Below are 20,497 nucleotides of genomic sequence, written 5' to 3' on the forward strand. Positions count from 1 at the left end.
GAGGTTGCGTCGGGGTGACGATTGATTTCATGCCGACGGTTCAAGGGGCAGGCACACCCGGAACAAGGCGCCCTCGCCTATCTGGCTCTCGACCTCGATGGTGCCGCCATGGGCGGCTACGATCTGCTCGGAAATAAACAACCCAAGGCCCAGTCCCGCGGCAACCTGGCTGGCTGACACACGTTCGAACTGCTGGAAAATACGCTTCTGGTTCTCTTCGCTGATGCCGATCCCGTGGTCACGCACTTCTACCCTGGCTTCGCCATGCTCGGTATACACGCGCACCTCCACCGGGCTCTTGGCCCCGTAGCGCAGGGCGTTGGTCAGCAGGTTGGTGACCACCTGTTCGATACGAAACTCATCCCAGTTGCCCACCACCGGCCCCTCGGCCGCGAGGTGCATCGACGATTCGGCGGCAGCCACCTGCGGTGCGAAATTCTCCACCAGGTTGCTCACCAATTGCGCCAGGTCGAAGCGCCCCGGGCGTATCGACAGTTTGCCGGTGCGGATACGCGAGACGTCGAGCATGTCTTCGATCAGGCGGATCAGGCTCTGGATCTGGCGCTCATCGCGGTCGACCATGGCGTGCATCTTGTCCAGGGTGAACGCGGCGGCGTTATCCCGGGCCAGGTGCATCTTGCGCAGCTGGGTTTCGAGAATCAGGCCGTTAAGGGGCGTACGCACCTCGTGGGCGACGATCGACATGAAGTCGTCGCGCATGCGCACTGCCTGCTCCAGCTCGGCCTGGGTGGCCTGCAGGCGCGTGAGCAACAGCTCCTGCTCGCGGCGGCTGCGCTCCAGGGCTTCGACTTGCTGCTTCATCGCCTTGCTCTGGCGGTACAGGTCGACAAACACATTGACCTTGCTCTTGACCGCGTGGATATCCAGCGGCTTGTGCAGGAAGTCCACGGCGCCACTTTCATAGCCCTTGAACGCATAATTGAGTTCACGGCCGGCGGCGCTGACGAACACAATCGGAATGTTTTTGGTTTTCTCGGTGCCGCGCATCAGCTCGGCCAGTTCGAACCCGTTCATGCCGGGCATCTGCACATCGAGAATCGCCATGGCGAACTCGTGCTCCAGCAACAGGGACAAGGCCTCATCGGCGCTCAAAGCCTTGAAGACCTGACGGTCCTCGCGCTTGATCAACGCTTCGAGGGCCAGCAGGTTTTCCGGCAGATCGTCGACGATCAGCAGTTTGGCCTGGACAGTACTTAACATGGGGAGGATTCCAGGGAAGCCAGCAATGCGGCAATGCGGCTCAGGGTCAGAATATGATCAGGGGTGTGCAGGGCCAGGGCCGCCCGCGGCATCACGGCAATCCGCGCTTCGCTGGGGTCCTGGACCACCGTGGTGCCGCCCGAATGCTTGACATGGGCCAGCCCGTGGGCGCCGTCCTGGTTGGCCCCCGTCAACAAAATCGCCAGCAGGCCCTGGCCATAGGCATCGGCGGCGGAGGCAAACAGGTAGTCGATCGCCGGCCGGGAATGGTGTACCCGCTCTTCCTGGCTGAGGGACAGGCTGCGGTCATGCTCGACCGAAAGGTGATAACCAGGCCCGGCGAAATACAACGTGCCCGCCTGGATCGCTTCCTTGTCCTGCCCTTCCCGTACCGGAATCGGCAGGCGTCGCGCAAAGACTTCCGCCAGTTGGCTGCGGCGCTCATCCGGCAGGTGCAATACGGCTATGATCGGCAGGCCGAAGGTGTCGGGCAGTTCGCTGAAAATACTCAGCAACGCCTCGACGCCGCCGGCGGAGGCGCCGACGACGATGGCTTCAATCCCGCGAATCGGGTTGGCGGCAACGTCGTTCATGATTTGCGGTAGATCCGTTCCTGCTTGACCAAGGGTTCGAATTGCTTGCTGTAGGCGGAAAAGTCCAGGGTTTCCTTACTGCCCAGGACCAGGAAGCCGCGATGGCACAGCGACTCATGAAACAATCCAAACGCCCGATCCTGCAATTTTTTATTGAAATAGATCAGCACGTTACGACATGAAATTAATTGAGTTTCTGAGAATACACTGTCGGTTGCCAGGCTATGGTCGGCGAAGGTCACATTCTCCCGCAACGATTTGTCGAAGATCGCGTAATCGTAAGCCGCCGTGTAGTAGTCGGCAAATGATCGCTGCCCCCCGGCCTGCTGATAATTGGCGGTGTAGGCCCGCACATTCTCCAGGGAGAAGATGCCTTGCTTGGCTTTATCCAGGGACGCGGGGTTGATGTCGGTGGCATAGATGATCGTGCGTTCCAGCAGCCCTTCCTCACGCAACAGGATGGCCATGGAGTACACCTCCTCCCCCGTGCTGCAGCCGGCAATCCAGATCTTGATCGACGGGTAGGTCTTGAGCAGGGGCACCACTTCCTGACGGATCGCCAGGAAGTGCGACGGGTCGCGAAACATCTCGCTCACCGGGATCGTCAGGAACTGCAGCAACTGCATGAACGCCGCCGGGTCGTGCAGCACCCGCTCCTGCAGCGCTGAAATCGTGGCGCAGTCGAACTGGCGCAAGGCATGGGCCACGCGGCGTTTGACCGACGCGCCGGAGTAGTCGCGAAAGTCGTAGCTGTACTTGAGGTAAATCGCCTCGATCAACAGGCGCAGCTCAATATCGCTGCTCTTCTCCAAAAAACGTTGCTCCACTTAAATGCGTTCCATCTTCGGTAGCCACACGCGAATCAGCGAGAACAGGCGATCCAGGTCGATCGGCTTGGCCAGGTAGTCGTTGGAACCCGCCGCGAGGCAGCGCTCCTGGTCGTCTTTCATGGCCTTGGCCGTCACCGCGATGATCGGCAGTTTCTTCCAGCGCGGGTCCTGGCGGATCAAGGCGGTGGCCTCGTAGCCGTCCATCTCCGGCATCATCACGTCCATCAGCACCAGGTCGATATCGTCGACTTCATTGAGTCTCTCGATGGCTTCGCGGCCGTTACGCCCGATCACCACCACGGCACCTTTGTGCTCCAGGGCGCTGGTCAGGGCGAAGATGTTACGCACATCGTCGTCCACCAACAGGATCTTGCGCCCTTCGAAGACCTTGTCGCGGCTGCGAGCGGTCTTGAGCATCTTCTGGCGGTCATGGGACAGCTGGGATTCGACTTTGTGCAGAAAGAGTGTGACTTCATCGAGCAGGCGCTCTGGCGAGCGGGCGCCCTTGATGATGATCGAGCGCGAATACTTGCGCAGTTCGGCCTCTTCATCGCGGGTCAGGTTGCGCCCGGTGTAGACGATCACCGGCGGGAACGAGCAGATATCTTCGGTGGCCATGCGCTTGAGCAACTCGTTGCCCAGCATGTCCGGCAGCTTGAGGTCGATGATCATGCAGTCATAGACGTTGGTGCGCAGCAGTTCCAGGGCGGCCTGGGCATAGCCGACATCGGTGATCTCGATGTCATCGTCGCCGATCAGGCGGGCAATGCTGTCGCGCTGCAGGTCATCGTCCTCCACCAGCAGTACGCGCTTGACCTTCTGGGTCAGCTTGGCCTCAAGGCGCGCAAACACGTCCTTGAGCTCTTCGCGCGTCGTCGGTTTTACCGCATAGCCGATGGCGCCCATATGCATGGCGGCTTCGACACGGTCCTCCACGGAAATCACGTGCACCGGGATATGGCGCGTGTTGGCGTGCTCCTTGAGGCGTTGCAGCACGGTGAGCCCGGAATGGTCCGGCAGGCGCATGTCCAGCAGGATCGCATCGGGAATGTACTCCTCGGCCAGGCTGTAGCCCTCGTCCGCGCCGTGGGCCACCAGGCACTGGTAACCCAGCTCATGGGCCAGGTCGAACAGGATGCGGGCAAAGTTCGGTTCGTCCTCCACCACCAGGATGCAGCGGGTGGTGAACGGCGCCTTGTCGCGGTCATCGGCGAAGCGCGGGATCTGCCTGGTATCGGCCACCGGCAGCGGCGAAATTGCGATGGGCGTGGGTGCGGGTGCGGTAATCACCTGGCGCGGCGGCTCGATTGGCGCGGCATCTTCCTCGCGTTCGACATACTGCTCCGGCAACACCAGGGTGAAGGTGCTGCCTTTGCCGGGCTCACTGGTCACGCTGATATAGCCGCCAAGCAACGCGGCCAGGTCGCGGGAAATCGACAGGCCCAGGCCAGTGCCGCCGTAACGGCGGTTGGTGGTGCCATCGGCCTGGCGGAACGCCTCGAAGATGCTTTCCTGCTGGTCCGGGGCAATCCCGATGCCCGAATCGCGCACGGTAAAGGCGATGCCTTCCCCCGGCGCGCGGGACACCGACAGGCTGACCTCGCCTTGCTCGGTGAACTTGATCGCGTTGGAGAGCAGGTTCTTGAGGATCTGCTCCAGGCGCTGGCGGTCGGTGAACAGCATGATCGGTGCATCGACCTGCACCTGTACCTGAAACCCCAGCTTACGGTCGGCGGCCAACGGCTCGAACATCCCGCGCAGGCCATCGACCAGGCGCGTGACGCTTGAATTTTCCGGCCGCACTTCCAACTTGCCGGCTTCCACCTTGGAAATATCCAGGATGTCGTTGATCAGGTTGAGCAGGTCATTGCCCGCCGAATAGATCGACTCGGCAAACTTGACCTGTTCGGCGCTGAGGTTTTCCTGGGGGTTTTCCGCCAGCAACTTGGCCAGGATCAACGAACTGTTCAGCGGCGTGCGCAGTTCGTGGGACATATTGGCGAGGAATTCGGACTTGTACTTGCTGGAGCGCTGCAATTCATCGGCGCGATCTTCCAGCTCCAGCTGGGCCTGGTTGAGTTCGACGTTCTTGCGGTCCATGGCGTCGCGCTGTTCGGCCAGGGTCTGGGTCTGTTCGGCCAGTTGCTCGTTGGTCTGCTCCAGCTCTGCCTGCTGGGTTTCCAGGTGAGCCTGAGACTCCTTGAGAATGCGCGACTGTTCTTCGAGTTCTTCGTTGGCGGTCTTGAGTTCTTCCTGCTGGACCTGCAGTTCTTCGTTGAGCTGCTGGGTTTCGGCCAGCACTTCCTGCAGGCGTTGGCGATAACGGGCGGCTTCGATGGAGGTGCCGATATTGCCGGCGATCAGCTCCAGCAGTTCGACGTCGCGCTCCTCCAGCGGGCGCAAAAAGCCCAGTTCGATCACACCGTTGACACGGTCGTCATCGCTGGTGGGAACCACCAGCACGCTGCGGGTCGAGCCTTCCCCCAGGCCGGAGCTGACCTTGAAGTAGTCCACCGGCACGTCGTCCAGGCGAATCAGGCGATCGAGCTGGGCGGCCTGCCCGACGATGCCCTCATCGCTGTAGATCGACTGCTCCAGCTGTTCCTGCTCGCGGGAGAAACCATAGGTGGCCACGCGCTTGAGGCCGCCGTGCTCTTCGCGGACATACAGCGCCGCCACCGCCGAGCCCATGTACTGGGCAAAGAACTGCAGGATATTGCGTCCGAGCATGTTCAGGGTGAGTTGGCCGAGCACTTGTTCGGCCAGTTCGGTCTGGCCGTTACGCAGCCATGCCTGTCGCTCCAGGCGCTGCGCGATCTTCTGTTGTGACGCGAGGTTTGCGCTGTAACTATCTGACAGGGAAAGTAAATTTTTTCTACCGATATACGCCAGGATCCCGCTCAGGCCGAGAACGAACAACAGATAGAGGGTGACGCTGATCACCGTGGTGCGCGTGACTTGTTCGTTGCGAGTGATCCGGAACTGCTGCTCCATCGCCACCGCGTCCTCGTATTCCTTGCGAATTTCGTCGGTCAGGCGCTTGCCCCGGCCGGACTTGACGGCGTTGCGGTAGTCACCGCTTTCGCGCTGCAGGTCGATCATCGACTGGGCGTATTTGTTCCATTCGGCTTGCAAGGCTTCCAGGCGTTTCAGGCGGTCCACCTGTTGCGGGTTGTCCGCCACCAGCTCCTGCAAGTTACGCAGGTCGGCAATGATGCGCGGCTTGGCCACTTCGTACGGGTCGAGGAAGTGCTCATCCCCGGTGATCAGGAAACCACGCATGCCGGTTTCAAGATCGACGGTCAGCTTGGACGACTCGTTGAGGTTGTTGATGACCCGGTCCGTGTGCTCCACCCACTGGATCACCGCAAGCAAATAGGTGATCAGACAGACGAAAAACACCGCGCTGAGCACGCCCACACCCAGGGGCAATGCCACGTTTCGGCTGAGCAGTGTACGAAAGCTCTTTTCATCGACGGACGACGCGGGAGTCATGGGCATGCCTTGGCCAAATAGGGAAAAACCGGGAGTTTGCCCCAAAGTGACGGTAGAGGGCTACGTTTCTGACACGAAACATATTCACATCCCAAACTTGCCACCGCCGATGCCCGACATTTATGGAACCAATGCCGGAGGAACACCTTTGTGCGCTCCCGACACTCACCGGAGGTCTGAAGCAGGTCCAGGGAGGACCAACAACCAAAGGTAATGAAAATGTCATCCTCATTGAGCGTCCAACCACGCCCCTCGGTTATAGATCACTCCATTGCATCGACGCCTGCTCAGTCGCAGGCCACCCCTGGTAACACCCTGTCCATACACAGCGACCCAGCTTCAACACCTGCACGACGCTCCTCGGATGAATCGCAGCCTCTTTCACCCCAAGCACGCGCGCAGGCAAACGCACAGAACTGGAAGAACCTCGCGCACCAGCTCACCGAGGCGACGAAGAGCCTGGGAGAGGACGCGACTCCAGCAGCCGTGTTGTCACATTTGAAAACCACTCAAACAGTCATTGATCCACACTCGGCCTTTCACCCGTCCGGCATGCCGGGCAGCGAGTCCGCCGCCAGCCTGGAAAGCTTTATCAAGCATCACGATTTACCTATCCCTGAAACCCGAGCTGACCTGGTTCACTTGGCAGATGCCGCTAACGCTCGGGCCCTGGAACCGCCGCTGGGTGATCTAGGAGGTGGCTTATCCTGGCCCCTTCCCCTGACCCAGGAACAACGGCGCAAGATACGGGTCATCGTCGAGTCCAGCATCCTGCGCAGCAATATCCGGACAGAGCCCTCCTTAGTCCGGGCGGAGCTGGCCAAAGCGGCGCTGGGTGCGCTTATCAAGGCCAGCGCTCTTTCGGATGTCGAACTGCAAGACCCGGCCAGGGCGCTGGACACCCTGCTCAAGTCCCCCATGGCCCAGAAGATAGGGCAAGGGATCCAGGACGGGCTGAATGGTATCGACACGCCAACCAGCATCAGCGATTACGTGTTGGCCGCCCTTCACATCGGTCTCGATCTTGAATCCGTCGTGTTGCCTGTGAGAAATTCAATCGCCGGCTTTGACTTGAGCCATCAAGACTATTGGGGCCTGCCACCGTCAGCCATCGTCGAGGGGCTCAGTAAACATCTGGTGACTAAAGGCAGGGCCACGCCGGCCACGGCCAAGCTGGCCACCCACCTGTTGCTGTCACGCACAGCCCCCCAGTTCCTGGTCAAGGATATTCCCGACACACTGGTGAACGGCAGCCAGGCCTGGGTGAGTTTCTGCCTTGCGGTGGCCAAGGTCGAAGCGAGTGCGCCGGGGACCGCATCACAAATGAGCTACGGCCAGGTCATGAGTGCCGCACAAGCCTTGAATGGTCCTGCGGAACACGCCATCACGCCGTTGTTACTGGATTGGGGCGTGTCCAATGGTTTGGTCGAAAAGAAGGACGATGCCCTCTACACCCCTGAGGAAGTGGACAGCATCCGGACCGCGTTCAATGAGCAGTTAAGTGCCAGAATCAAGGCCTCCCAATCACTCACTGCCGAGATTCCAAGTAGAAAAGCCATCGCCCTGGAAAAACTCAAGGAGCATTTTGGCGAGCGCACTGACTTTGAGTCGAAAAGTCTCTCAACCGTCTCCGATGACAAAGCCAAGCAACTGGATGGCAAGCACTCGATGCTGGACATGGCCATGATGGGCATCAACGTCAACTGGAAAACCGACGACCCTGGCCTTCCTATCCACGCGATCAACCAGCAACCCAGGCTCAACGTCAATGGGATATTCCTGGGGCAATACGAATCGGCAATCGAATCACTCAAAGATGGCATTGAGACCCAGGTAAAACACATGATTTCCGAGCTGCCACTGGAAGATCGGAAAAACCTGGAGTTCGGTAAAATCGAATTATTTCAATACAACCAATACAAGATTGGCAGGGGTTTCATAAACCCGGCCACTTTCCAATCCAAGCTCAATGAATTGCTGGTAAGAACCGAAAGGCAGGTTGACGGAAAAACCGAGGTCAATGTTTATGAGATCGATGTCCGGAACAAACGCATCGTCAAGCGACAGAGTGAGGCAGCCATTACGCGGGATGGATGGCGCGACGCGAATATATCGACCAAAGTGGAAAAGTTCACCCCTGAGCACAAGGACCGGCTCGAGCGAGAACAGCCGCCGGAGGACCCTTCTCGTCCCCCATCGAGTTTCACCTCTACCCGAACACACGACCTGGCAGGCGCTTTTTTTGAGCACCTTGGTATCAGGAACCCATGGCAGCAAGCCAGTGGAAGCACGACATTCGATCAGCAGAAAGAAAGTGATGAGCGACTCAGGCAGTTTGCTCTCAACTCGATTCCCTTGAGATCGGCCATTGTCAACTTTCGTGACGGTGACTATGAAGCCGGGCTTTTGGACCTCGGCCTGGATGCTCTCGGGCTGCTGACCATGGGTTACGGTGCTGCCGCAAAGCTCGCCAAGGTGGCTTCATCCTCGGCGTCCGCTGCCGTAAAGGCATTGCAGGCGGGTCGCGTCATCGGCAGTAGCCTTATCAGCTCGCTCAACCCGTTGAGCGGAGTGAGGGGCGCGGCGACGGGAGGCGCCAAGCTGGCCACGCGCGGCGCAAAATTTCTCGGCGACTCCGGGCAGGTACTGATCAACAAGGTGCGTGGCGCATCCGGAAGCTATGACCTGTTGAAGGCGGCAAACAAGCAATATGGCCCGACGCTGATAGGGTCTTATAAGGTCGGAGAGCAAAGCGTCGAAGGCTTTGCCGTGTTGAAAAACGATCAGTGGTTCAGTTATGACCCTGTCCGGAACCTGCCCTATGGCCCGCCAATCGAGGATTTCTCCCCCCTGCGCGGCAGTCTGTTCGATAGCGTCGCGGATATGCACCTGACGAGTGTAGGAACGAATATCGCTAAGGCGAGGACCTCCAACGCACTTCCAAAATTCAACCAGGGTTATCGAAGCGGTGCATTGGATGACCTGTCGGATTACGCTGGAGAGCGCAGTTTCGAAGCGTTGGTGGCACTCGCCGCAAAACCTGGCAGGACACCGGAAGAAATGGGGATTCTGGCCAGGGAGTTGAAGACCAGAAGAATTGAAGACGGCGAGTATTTCACCGCGCTGCTTGCCAGCGACGTCGGGAATCCCGGGGTTTCCATCAATCGCTTTGCCCAGTCGGACTACCTCGGCCGTGTCGATCTGACCTCCAAGGGCGATTGCGCCGGGCTATCGAATGCCATGGCGCTCGCCTTGCATCGAGGCGACGAAAAAATATTCCTCGACAATCTTCGCAAGGCGTCCACGACTAAATCGCCCTCTTCGCTGCATGACAAATTCAATCGCGATATAAAAACACTGCAGTACGCCGTAAACACAAAGGACACCTTCCATATAAACGCCGCCCCTTCACTGATCAATCATCAGTCCATCATCGACGACCTGAGCAAGTCCACTGCGTCAAAATACCTGAGAATCAGCACGGAAGATCACGCCATGCTGGCGGGTGTCAGAGTCAAGGATGGTCAAAAAGAGTGGTTTTTCTTCGAACCCAATGGCGGGCTGGTCAGTTTTGACAACGTAGAGTCCATGCGCGAAGGCATCGAAAAAATCCTCAGCAGCGGCGGTGTCAGCGCGACCTTGAAGCCTAAGGTTTCGCCGGCGGGCAAAAAGGAATTCCACGTGAGCGCTTTCCATCCCGATGACATCGTCACAGACAAGGTCGACAGTTTTGCGGTTTCAATCATGGTGTCCACGCCCTTGCCGTCTTGATGCATGGGACTGCCCCGGCCCCCGGCAGGGTTGGGGCTCCTGAAAAAGCAAGGCGTTGAACGGTGCGCAGGAGGGCGCCACTGACCGCTCGCGGCCCCTCGTGGTTAACGCGACATTTTCCTCCATTCCCGTCACAATGCCCGCGCCAACGGAACTTGCCGAGATTGACGCGACTCATTAGAGAATGGTCTTTCAACCGCTAAAGACCTGCACCTCCATTTTTTCGGGAACCCTCATTATGTCCGCAGCCCCCTCCACCCTCCTTGTCGTCGAAGACGATGCCATCGTGCGCATGTTGATCGTTGATGTGCTCGAAGAGTTGGAGTTCCTGGTGCTTGAAGCTGCCGACGCTGAAGAAGCCTTGAAGATTGTCGAAAATGCCGCGCAGCACATCGACCTGATGATGACCGACGTCGGCCTGCCGGATATGGACGGTAAGCAATTGGCAGCCAAGGTGCGTGAAGTGCGGCCCACCCTGCCGATCCTGTTTGCCAGCGGCTATGCCGAGAACATCGATGTGCCCGCCGGCATGCAGGTGATCGCCAAGCCGTTCTCCATCGATCAATTGCGCGACAAAGTCAAATCGATGCTGCCTGCCGCCTGACCCCCCCTCTTTTACACAGTGCAGCCCATCGAGGCGGCTATTTGTGCGTCTTTACCCACAGGTTCAAGCCGCCGTACGGATCGGCATTGATGAGTTCGCATAATTCGCAGGGATTAACGTGACGTTCGGGAAATAAAACAGGAAACTCATCGCCTTTATTCCCCGTCAGTCAAACGCACTTTGGAAGGACGCGACAACATGATTGGAAAACCGACGCGCCTGCTGTTGGCGAGCCTCTCGATACTCATGAGTACCGGCGCCTGGGCCGATTTCACCGCCACCCCCAGCGAAGCCCGGGCCATCGCCAAGGAAGCCTACCTGTATGGCTACCCAGTGGTGGAGATGTACAAGACGCTCTACACCCAGGCCGTCGACAAGGGCGGCGCCAACTTCAAGGCGCCGTTCAACCATATCGGCAATACAGCTCAGGTGTTCACCCCCAAGGACACCGCGGTCGTCACCCCGAACCTGGACACGCCCTACTCCTTCGTCTGGCTGGACCTGCGCAGCGAGCCTCAGGTTCTGACACTGCCCAGGATCGAAGACAACCGTTATTACTCGGTGCAGTTGATCGATCTCTACACACAGAACATCGCCTACCTGGGCACCCGCAGCACCGGCAACAACGGCGGCCACTACATGATCGCCGGCCCTGACTGGAAAGGTCAGCAACCGGTCAACGTGGACCGTGTGGTGTACAGCGAAAGCAACATCGCCTACGCCCTCTACCGTACGCAGTTGTTCGACGAGAAGGACCTGAACAAGGTCAAGCAGATTCAGAACGGCTACAAAGTGCAGTCACTGAGCAGCTACGTGAAGCAAGCCGCGCCGGCCAAGGCTCCGAAAGTGGAGTGGCCCAAGCCCATGGCGACCATGACCGAAGGTCCGCAACTGTTTCGCTACCTGAACTTCATGCTGGCCTTCGCCGCGCCCCAGGACAGCGAGAAAGACCTGCTGGCGCGTTTCGCCAAGATCGGTATCGCCCCAGGCGCGCCCTTCAAGGTCAAGGCGTTGACCGCTGAACAGCGCAAGGCCCTGGAAGACGGTATCTCCGATGCCCGCGCCGAGTTTGCCGCGTTCAAAAAGGACAAGGTTGACACGCATCAAGTCTCCAGTGCCGATTTGTACGGCAGCCGCGACCACCTGAACAACAACTACCTGTACCGCTACGCCGGTGCGGACATGGGGATTTTCGGTAACTCCGGCGATGAGGTCGCGTACCTGAGCTACGTCATCGACAGCGAGGGCAAGCCTGCCAACGGCGCACGCCACAGCTACACCGTGCATTTCGCCAAGGACCAGTTGCCACCGGCCGATGCGTTCTGGTCCCTGACCATGTACGACGCCAAGACCAAGCAACTGGTGCCCAACCACAAGAAACGCTACCTGATCAACTCGCACATGCTGTCCGGCCTCAAGCGCGACGCCGATGGCGGCCTGACCCTGGCCCTGCAGCACCACGAGCCGCCAAAAGCCGAGCAGAGCAACTGGTTGCCGGCCCCACCCGGTCCGTTCTACGCAATCCTGCGGATTTACCTGCCCACGCCTGAGGTGGGTAACGGCCAGTGGAAACTGCCGCCGTTGACGCCGCTCAAGTAACACCGCGTGCCCGGTCGCCGCAAGGCTGGACCGGGCCAGTCCTACCACGAGCCCTACCCCCTACTACCGCTGGTTTATCAACCTGTAAAACGGGTAACGTGCGCGCGATTGTCTATGGAGTTGCACTGCACATGACTTGCTGGAATGTCCTCGGCCTGGCCCCGGATGCCGATAGCCGCGCGATCAAGCGCCAATACGCCGCCCTGCTGAAGAAAACCCGGCCGGATGATGACCCCGAGGGTTTCCAGCGCCTGCGCGAAGCCTATGAGGCCGCGCTGGAGTGGAGCCAGGGGCAGCAGGAAGCTGACGAAGTGGTCATCGACATCCTGGGCGACGGCCTTGCCGACCACTACCAGGCAGCCATGGCCCATGGCAATGCGCTGCACTTTGAAATCCAGCTGTTGTTACGCGACATCGAGGGGCATCTCAACCCCGAAGACACCCGCTGGGCCTTTGAAACCTTCAACTGGCTGACGGCCTGGCAGCGCCTGGAGTTGCCCGGCGAGCTGATCGAAAGACTCGAGCGCAAGCACCGCAGCGCGTTGCAGCAACCCTTTCGCCAGGCCCTTGAGCAAAAGGACGAGGCCGCTTTCCTGGCTGCCTATGCCGCACGTTCCGAACATCCCTGGGTGAACAATCATCCCCATGCCGAGTGGTTCAACCAATGGCTGGCCCGCCTGCTTGCACAGAGTCACTACTGGTCGAGCGCAGTGTTCGACGCGGTGTGCGCCGGCCAGCACTGGCATGGCGGCGCCGGTCACGACTGCCCGGCGGGGGATTGGGCGCGGCTGTTGCAACGCCAGCAAGGCCCGGTCTTCATGGCACGCCAACGGGCACTGGCAGCCGAAGCGCCCAACAGCCCGCAACAACGTGCCGCCCGGCTGCTATTGGCACCGATGAGCCTGGGTCAGCGCCGTGCCTTCGCCCAACGCTTCGATGATCATGACTGGAAAGCCTGCCAGGCACTCAGCGCAGATATCTACGCCGACCATGTGGCCGAAGCCGAAGCGATGCCCGGCGGTACCGTGTATTTCTGGCAAGGCTGGGACACGACCATGGACACCTGGCCCTGGATTGTCGCACTGGTATTGAGCTGCCTGGTGGGCGTGCTGGTGAATGCCGAGCCCCTGGCCGGCAATGTGCTGCCGACCTTGGGCTACGGCCTGCTGTGGGCGTTGGGCGCCGTGATAGGCGCCGGATTGGCTTGGCAGGTCTGGCGCCCGCTGGCTCATCAGTACCGCGTGCTCGATGAACGACTCAGTGAGCACCTGCCGCGCTGGCTCAGCCCTACTCACCTGCCGTTGTTGCCGATACGGGACCTGCTGCCAGGGCTGGTCCTTGCCGCAGCGCTGGGTTACGCCTTCGGCCCGTTTGCCAGCCTGGCGCTGGTCGCGACCCTGGCGGTTATCGGCGTCATCAAGCGACCCTTCATGAACAGCCACACCCCCTGGACCGCCCGCCACCCGCGCTGGACGGCCCTGGGCATGGTGCTGTTGGTCACCAGTGGGATTGTGCTGTACGCCGGCTTGAAGGTGCTCGACAACCAGCAACACGTGACCCGTAACCAGGGCCTGCAACAGTGGCCCGAACGCCTGTGCAGCCGCATGCCTCGCACCGCCCCCGACTGTCAGGCGCCCGCCACCCAGGCACAGTGGTATGGCCAGGAGGCCGCGCAATGAATCCGAAATGGTTGTTACCCATCAGCCTGGTATTGGGCCTGGGATTGCTCGGTGTGGCCGGCGCCACCAAACCCCTGCAACGCGTGCAATTATGGCTCGACCAACGGGACAGCCCTTCCACCGCAACGGCCAGCGCACTGGCCCCGATCATTGACTGCGTGAACCGCATTGATCGCGATACGCGCCTGGCGTACTACCGTATGCGTTCGACACAGCCCGAAGCACCCACCCAGGATAAATTTGGCGACCGTGATGAGCCTGAACCGCGCCTTATCCAAGCGGCGGTCTGTTCGCAGTTGTACACACTCAAACTGGAGCGCCAGCAGCCCGGAAGCCACCTCGGTACTCTCGCCACGGTGTATGCCGACAAGCTGAATAAATTCACCTCGCTGGCAGACATGGTTGACCCGATACAAACCGAAGGTATGCCGTCGAACATACGCCAGTTTGTGGCACAGGCCATGAACAAGAGTCTGGAGGAGCAACTGGCCCAGCGGGGCGAAGAATACCTGCGGGCATCCGCCGAATTACGCAACCATTTGCAGGACGAAGACCTCCGTTTGCGCCCGGCACAGCTGGAGCGACTCGAATCGCGCTTCGGCCGGGACCTGCATTGGCACCTGCTCAACCATATGATCGCCGCCCGCCAGGCGATGAACCAGATTGACCAGGGTGTACGCGACGCCAGCCTGACGCCTCAGCAACTGCTCAGCTTGACCGAGACGCTGCAACAGGCCAGCGATGCCAGCAAGGACTTCCTGGTGAAAATGCCGCGCAGCAAACGGGAGGATGAAGCCACTCACCTCTGGTACGCCACCCGCGCGTCAGCCGACGCGTACCTCCAGGCGTTGCGCACCCTGCATCAGGACTGGCGGGAACACGCCCCACCACAGCAACTGAGCGATGACTACTACCTCATCACCCGTCGCTACGACGCCCTGCTCAGCTACTACAACAAACCCGCCAGGAATGCGTTCTAGTCCCTAGTGTTTTTTCAGCTTCACATACGACTGATGCAGGTCCGACGCCCAGCCATCGATCACGCCTTTCACGTCATCGGCCTTCATCACCTGCGAGTCGTTGGACAGCGGCTTGCCCGTGCCCTTGCGCACCACTTGGGCGAGCACCTTGCCACTGGCACCATCGAGGAACTGCGCCTCGGTACCCAGGGTGGTTTCCTGGTCTCGGATGCCGGTACCGGTACTCACCGCTGCCGCCACCAGGGCCACGGGCACGAATTCATAGGGTTTGAGGCCTTCGGTCTTGCTGCTGACGGCGGTGATCGCCGCACGTACCACCATCACACCGGGGCCGGGCCCGTTGGCCAGGGGCAGTGATTTGCCCAGCTCACGCTTGAGCGCCTGGTTGAAGTAGGTGTTGATGCCATTGAGGGTGCTGTCGGGGATTTTCGTGGTGGCCTGGGGCTTGGGGTAGAACTGCGTCGGTTCGATATACACCGCGGTATAGCGGCTCAGGTCGAGTTGGGGGTCTACCCAGCGCATCACCTCGACCCCCGAAGGCGACTTGGCTTCCTTGAGTTGGCTGTAGTCGGACAGAAAGCCTGAGTACTCGTCCGGTTGGGTGACCTTGCTGGCGCAGCCGGTCATTGCAAGTGAAGCCACGCACAGCGTACTGATCATTAGCCTTAGTTTCATCATTGAGCTCCCTGGCGATCATCATCGAAACATGGAGCTGTAGGTATAGCCAATCCTGGGCAAAAAATACGTATTTCCACCCAGTGTTCGACACACCGGCGTCCCCATCGACGTTGCGCGAAGCGGAAGTCCCTCAGGCGCGTTCGCGCGGAATCAGGCTCTGCAACTGCGAGGCCAGGAAATTGGCGTCGAAGCCAAAGGTGTCCGGGTCTTTGAGGCCATTAGTTTTCTTCCACAACCAGTCGTTTTTGTCGGCCGGCAGCACCAGTGACACACTGCCGTGGCGGGCAGCGGTCAAGCCCATCACCGACACCGAGATCAAACCGCCCACGCCCATGACTTCAGGCACGAACTCCACGGTCTTACCGGTGATCTGCACCAGCAGCTTTTCGGTCTTGAAGGTCGAGGTCTCCACCGGTACGCCCGGCCCGCTGGCGACATAGGCTTCACGGTGCACCTCCAGCAGGCCGACAGTCTTGACCGGCTCCAGCCATTGCTCGATCTGCCCGAACAGCTCCTCGAGCTTCTGCTTCCAGCGCGCCGACTGCACATCGAACTGCTGCTTCTTGTGCGCTTCGCTATCGGCGTAATGACGAAGCATCTCGCCCAGTTGCTGTACATCGTCCATTGCAGATTTCCTTGGGTGTGCCACGTAACAAAGCCCGATCATGGCAGAAGCGGCCGCTCGGCGTATGACTAAACACCAGCCTGAGGCACGGGTCGTCGTTTACAGCTGGATGAACTCCCGGCCTCAACGTGACGGCAATGGATGGTGCGGTTGACGTGCTAGCCCTGGGCTGCGGTTTCATGGGGTGGGTAATACGCCACGGCCGAACGGTGAACCGCGTGCTGACTAACGTAGGCGCCGTAGTCGATATGCAGTTCCCTCGATTTGGGAAGTTTGCTCTTATCAACCACGACTTCCATGGGTTGCTTCAAGCTGCCTTCTTCCAGGGTCAGGTAGATGGCAATGCCATGCCCCAGATGCGTGCGAAAGAAGAACACCACTTCCTGTCCCTTTTCTAGTCCACGAATCGCCGGCGCGGTGACTATGAGCTCTTTCCCGGTATCGGTAATCACCGCAGCAGGCAGTCCATCGAAGCTAATAAACTTGTATACATTTGGCATTAGGCAATCCTCATCATGTTAATGGACCAAGCCTCCAAGGCGCAGGCCTGGCCTCTATTAACAAGGCCAAATTACTTGCCGTCTACTGTCAGAAGTAACAGGTTTATACGTGTCCTGACGGTGTCGTATTCTCCTCCGGGCAGATCTGCAATGCCGGTGTATCGAACGAAGGGTGTTCCGATAAAAGACGATGCCACTCCATTCGAAACCAAGGCGTGAATTGCCCTTGCGACTCTGAAAGTTGCGCTGATATTTCGGCTCGCGTCCACCACTTGATCTCGCTGACTTCTTCAGCTGCCGGGCAGACCCCAGCGTCAGATTGCGCAACCAATACATGACAAAATTCGTGTTCCGCACCGATTGAGCCAAAGTGCGCATGGTACTCAAAACTATATAAAAAACGGCAGGAGGCAGAAATGCCCAGTTCTTCACGCAGACGACGAGACGCAGCATCCAGAATAGCCTCTCCAGGTGCCGGATGACTGCAGCATGCATTCGACCAGAAACCTGGCCAGAGCATTTTACCTGCTGCACGGCGCTGCAGCAGGTGACGCCCGTGACTGTCGATCAGATGCACTGAAAATGCGCGATGAAGCGTTCCCGTTCCCAAGTGTGCGATGCGTTTGTCACAAACACCGATCTGTACATCGTGTGCGTCAACTAACACGACCTTACCGGTCATTTTGTATTCCCCTCGGTGTCATTACGCGCTCCCTCCCCCGCACTGTTTTCAGTGTGCGGGTTTTACCCAAGTCAGGGGACTTGTCCCCAGGCGCTGACGAACGTCAAGGCTGCGTGGATGAATCCTGGATCGGCACGCAGGCTGGCCATGGCCTCGAGGTCGTCTTGAGTGAGTAACTCAAGTTTCACCAGCGCCGGCCCAGCCTGTGCGGTGGTTGCAGCCCAGAAGGTATCGGCGGGGCTGTTGTCACCGATTCGGCCTTCGAGGGTGCGATGCCCAACGTTGGAAAGTCCCCGATCACGTAATTGACCCGGGAGCGTATCGGCCCAGAGCATGTCGGAACCAATGGTCCGCTCCAGGAGGGTGACTCCGGCCTGGGCTACTTTTCGGAACACCGGGTTCGCCGTTCTCAAGCTCGGTTGCAGACTCACGTCCTCGATCACCAGCCAACCACCCGGGCGGACCCATGTGGCGGCTCGTGTCAATATGTCTTCGCGTTCGCTGAGGTGACACAGAAGCGCCCGAGCATGCACCACGTCAAAGGAGGCGGCAGGAAAACTCTCGGTCGCCGCATTATGGGTGATCACCCTAATGCCCGGGATACCGGTAAGGAATCGGGTGTCGATATCAGTGGCGGTGACCGTCGCATCGGGATATCGCTTGCTCAGCCAGCCGGCGAGCGATCCAGCGCCGGCGCCGGCGCCGAGATCGAGGATGGCAGGCTTGCGCGGAAGATCCAGTTGATCAAAAACCGCTTGGCTCAACGGGTCAAACGCACGTTCCAGGGTACGTAGCCGTGCCAATTGGCCGGCGTGCTGATCAGCAAGATAACTGCTGGTGTAGCGCGGTTCCTCGGCGGAATCGATAGTGGTCAAAGTACGACCTCCAGTTGATCAGGGCAGCGATTGAGGAATCCACGTTCGGCAGGCTTGAACCCTGGAGCCCAGCGCACGTTAGGAAAGGCCTGTAGCAGCATGCGGGCGCTGATCGTGATCTCCATCCGCGCCAGCATCGATCCCAGGCAGAAGTGACGACCCGCGCCGAAGGCGAAATGACTGCTCGCCTGTTCGGTGCGCGACATATTGAAGGTGTCCGGGTCGGTGAATTGATCCGGATCACGGTTGGCCGAACCGATAAGACAAGCCAGGGTCGCGCCCGCAGGAATCGTTCCCGAGGGCAGTTGCAGCGCCTCACGGGCCTCCCGGAGTACGAGTTGCAAAGGGGGGTTGCGTCGCAGGGTTTCGGTGAGCGCATTATCCATCAGGTCTGGATTAGCGATCACCGCCTCTTTGACGCCAGGCTCGTCCAACAGGTTGACGATGAGATTCGCCAGCGCACCGTGACTGGTCTCGCTACCCGCCGTCATCAGGATTGCGCAGTAAGACCGGACGAACGTCTCGGACAACGGCTGACCATCAATCTGCGCAGCCAGGAGTTGCGAGATCAAATCGTCTGAGGGTTCTGCACGGCGGGCGTCGATGTGCGGCTGGATGAAGTCGTAGAAACTGTCTCGGTTGGATAACCCGCCGGTCAACAGTGCGGGGTCCTGTCGATAGTTGCCCATGTAAGCGAAACCGATGGCACACCAACGCTTTAGCTGCTCCACCTCCTCGCGGGTTTCAGCCGGCAGACCCAGCGCACGAGCCATCACCCGCACTGGCAGTGCGGCGGTGAAATCGGCAATAAGGTCCACCTGAGGTCGACCGTGCATTTGCGCCAGGAGGTTTGTGGTCACCGAAGTAATGGAGGCTTCAAGCGCCGCGAGAGCCTTGCTGCGGAACGAAGGGCTAAGCAACGCTCGGTGCTGAGCATGTTCACACCCGTCCATAGTGACGATGGTGTGTCCCAGCAGCGGCCCAATCTGCCAACTGTAGTTGTTGTTGCTGGCCCCAGGATGGGTCAGCGCGGCTTTGACATCCACATGCCGACTGACCAGCCACACATCGGTGGGCTCGTCGTAGACGATCGGTAGAGTGGTGCGTAAACGCTCATACAATGGGTACGGGTCGATTTCGAACTGCCGGGATTTAAGGGTCGGCGGGGTCAGTTTCAGATCCACTTTCCGGTTGTCCTGCGCCGAAGCGTCGGCACTTTGCAGGTGATAGCGAGAAACGCTCCGGTGCCAGTCGCCCGCCGCCCGGACAACCCGACGCAGCCGGTCCGGGTCGGTCGCGGCAGACCGCGGGAGATTTGCATGCTGGGCGGCGACCGCAGTGAACTGCGCAACCGCCGTGTTCACCCTCTGATGGGCGGATTCAATCGCGGCAGGCCAGTCTGTGCCAGTGGTAGCCGCCAGTATCGACACTAGGTTGCAGCGCTCACCGCACACAACATCCTTGGCAATCGAATGGATGTCGTTCGTCCAGGCGATGATATCGGCAGCGTGCTCACGCAGCGTATTCCACCATTCGGTGTGCGCTGGATCCTCGTACGGGTCGAGCGTTTCGGCAGCATCGATGAGATCAAAGAAAAACAACGCACCGAAAGAGTCCCGGCGCAAAGGCAGGTACTCGGCCAACGTGAATGCTGTGTCGGTTTCCCGCCCTCGTACCAGCGTCGCCTGCGCACGCAGATGTTGGATCAAATGTCGTACTAGCCTCTGCCGCCAGCGGTCGTCCCCCCAGCACTTGGTCCGAGGCCACAGATCATCAACCAGAACAGCGAGCATCGGGTCATCAAATCGGCTGGTTTCACCTGATGGATCAGCATTGCCGCTTTCGGTCAAAGCCTGCACTGCGGTGATGAAACGATCTAATGCACCGTTTTCCGCCCAGGGGCCATCATCGATTCGGTCATCGAGAGTGAGCGCCCACAGATACCAGCACACCAGAATCTCGGCTTCTTGCGAGGGTGCACTCCCGCACAACGCCATTCCCAATTCGAGTAACGCAGTGGTGCTCAACCGATGTGCACCGCGGCGGCCGATCAAGCCGTACCGCTGCGCCCAAGCCAGAGCCTGGGTGCGCAACCGCTCACTGTCGGAACGCGGTGGCGGACCGGCGAAAGGAAGCTGGATCTCGGGAATCATGAGCGGTGTCGGCGGTAAATGATCGCTTTGGCCGGTGCCGGGATCGCCTTCGCGGGGTTGCGATGCCATGAGGGACTCCTCTTGAATAAACTTCGTATAAGAGATGTTTGGCGGTTATCGCCAAGCCGCCTAGCCAGTGGAATCACAGGTAGCGCTTTTTCCAGCAAGCCTTATTTTGTTCGAAGTTCACATGCCAGGATTGGGAGTTTTCC

The 20,497-nt window shown here is 59.5% G+C and carries 15 protein-coding genes; 5 read left to right on the forward strand and 10 right to left on the reverse strand.

Translation table 11 applies throughout. The annotated features are described in order from the left end of the window. Positions 1 to 27: 27 nt before the first annotated feature. Genes V3W40_RS32475 through V3W40_RS32490 form a run of 4 tightly spaced genes read right to left on the reverse strand, consistent with a single transcriptional unit; the run spans position 28 to position 6,139 of the window. Complete coding sequence (locus tag V3W40_RS32475) at positions 28 to 1,221, reverse strand: hybrid sensor histidine kinase/response regulator (protein ID WP_065927516.1); 1,194 nt, start codon at positions 1,219 to 1,221, stop codon at positions 28 to 30. After that, positions 1,215 to 1,814 carry a chemotaxis protein CheB gene (locus V3W40_RS32480; protein ID WP_065946981.1) on the reverse strand — a complete coding sequence of 200 codons (600 nt, stop codon included), beginning with the start codon at positions 1,812 to 1,814 and terminating at the stop codon, positions 1,215 to 1,217. Before V3W40_RS32480 ends, V3W40_RS32475 begins: the two co-directional genes overlap by 7 nt. After that, complete coding sequence (locus V3W40_RS32485; RefSeq protein ID WP_174562736.1) at positions 1,811 to 2,641, reverse strand: CheR family methyltransferase; 831 nt, start codon at positions 2,639 to 2,641, stop codon at positions 1,811 to 1,813. Before V3W40_RS32485 ends, V3W40_RS32480 begins: the two co-directional genes overlap by 4 nt. Further along, entirely contained in the window at positions 2,642 to 6,139 is a 3,498-nt protein-coding gene (locus tag V3W40_RS32490; protein ID WP_330216377.1) for a response regulator, read from the reverse strand. Between the two features lie 219 nt (positions 6,140 to 6,358). Between V3W40_RS32490 and V3W40_RS32495 the strand changes: the two genes are divergently transcribed. The 5 genes from V3W40_RS32495 (at position 6,359) to V3W40_RS32515 (ending at position 14,772) form a co-directional block, all read left to right on the forward strand. Then, positions 6,359 to 9,910 (forward strand): hypothetical protein, encoded by a 3,552-nt coding sequence (locus V3W40_RS32495; protein WP_330216378.1) that lies wholly within the window; start codon positions 6,359 to 6,361, stop codon positions 9,908 to 9,910. Between the two features lie 238 nt (positions 9,911 to 10,148). Continuing rightward, positions 10,149 to 10,514, forward strand: coding sequence for a response regulator (locus V3W40_RS32500; RefSeq protein ID WP_065927512.1), 366 nt, complete (start codon positions 10,149 to 10,151; stop codon positions 10,512 to 10,514). 198 nt (positions 10,515 to 10,712) lie between these two features. Continuing rightward, entirely contained in the window at positions 10,713 to 12,113 is a 1,401-nt protein-coding gene (locus tag V3W40_RS32505) for a DUF1254 domain-containing protein (protein WP_065927511.1), read from the forward strand. Positions 12,114 to 12,244: 131 nt separating this feature from the next. Continuing rightward, a complete protein-coding gene (locus tag V3W40_RS32510) occupies positions 12,245 to 13,792 on the forward strand; it encodes a J domain-containing protein (RefSeq protein ID WP_330216379.1) in 1,548 nt (515 codons plus the stop codon). After that, positions 13,789 to 14,772: a DUF3829 domain-containing protein gene (locus V3W40_RS32515; RefSeq protein WP_065946976.1), complete on the forward strand. Its 984-nt coding sequence runs from the start codon at positions 13,789 to 13,791 to the stop codon at positions 14,770 to 14,772. Before V3W40_RS32510 ends, V3W40_RS32515 begins: the two co-directional genes overlap by 4 nt. Positions 14,773 to 14,775: 3 nt before the next feature. Here V3W40_RS32515 and V3W40_RS32520 read toward each other — a convergent pair whose 3' ends face one another. The 6 genes from V3W40_RS32520 to V3W40_RS32545 all read right to left on the reverse strand — a co-directional run bounded on the left by V3W40_RS32520 (position 14,776) and on the right by V3W40_RS32545 (position 20,354). Further along, entirely contained in the window at positions 14,776 to 15,447 is a 672-nt protein-coding gene (locus V3W40_RS32520) for a DUF3313 domain-containing protein (protein WP_330216380.1), read from the reverse strand. A 133-nt stretch (positions 15,448 to 15,580) separates the two neighbouring features. Next, complete coding sequence (locus tag V3W40_RS32525) at positions 15,581 to 16,075, reverse strand: hypothetical protein (protein ID WP_330216381.1); 495 nt, start codon at positions 16,073 to 16,075, stop codon at positions 15,581 to 15,583. A gap of 158 nt (positions 16,076 to 16,233) precedes the next feature. Continuing rightward, on the reverse strand, positions 16,234 to 16,575 hold the full coding sequence (locus V3W40_RS32530; RefSeq protein ID WP_330216382.1) for a hypothetical protein: 342 nt from the start codon (positions 16,573 to 16,575) through the stop codon (positions 16,234 to 16,236). A 103-nt stretch (positions 16,576 to 16,678) separates the two neighbouring features. After that, on the reverse strand, positions 16,679 to 17,257 hold the full coding sequence (idi, locus tag V3W40_RS32535; RefSeq protein WP_330216383.1) for an isopentenyl-diphosphate Delta-isomerase: 579 nt from the start codon (positions 17,255 to 17,257) through the stop codon (positions 16,679 to 16,681). Between the two features lie 71 nt (positions 17,258 to 17,328). Beyond that, on the reverse strand, positions 17,329 to 18,132 hold the full coding sequence (locus V3W40_RS32540; RefSeq protein WP_330216384.1) for a class I SAM-dependent methyltransferase: 804 nt from the start codon (positions 18,130 to 18,132) through the stop codon (positions 17,329 to 17,331). Next, positions 18,129 to 20,354, reverse strand: a complete 2,226-nt coding sequence (locus tag V3W40_RS32545) for a cytochrome P450 (RefSeq protein WP_330216385.1) — start codon at positions 20,352 to 20,354, stop codon at positions 18,129 to 18,131. Before V3W40_RS32545 ends, V3W40_RS32540 begins: the two co-directional genes overlap by 4 nt. Between the last annotated feature and the right edge of the window lie 143 nt (positions 20,355 to 20,497).

Origin of the sequence: Pseudomonas sp. AM8 (assembly GCF_036346475.1) — a bacterium.
Taxonomy (GTDB): Bacteria; Pseudomonadota; Gammaproteobacteria; order Pseudomonadales; family Pseudomonadaceae; genus Aquipseudomonas; species Aquipseudomonas marginalis.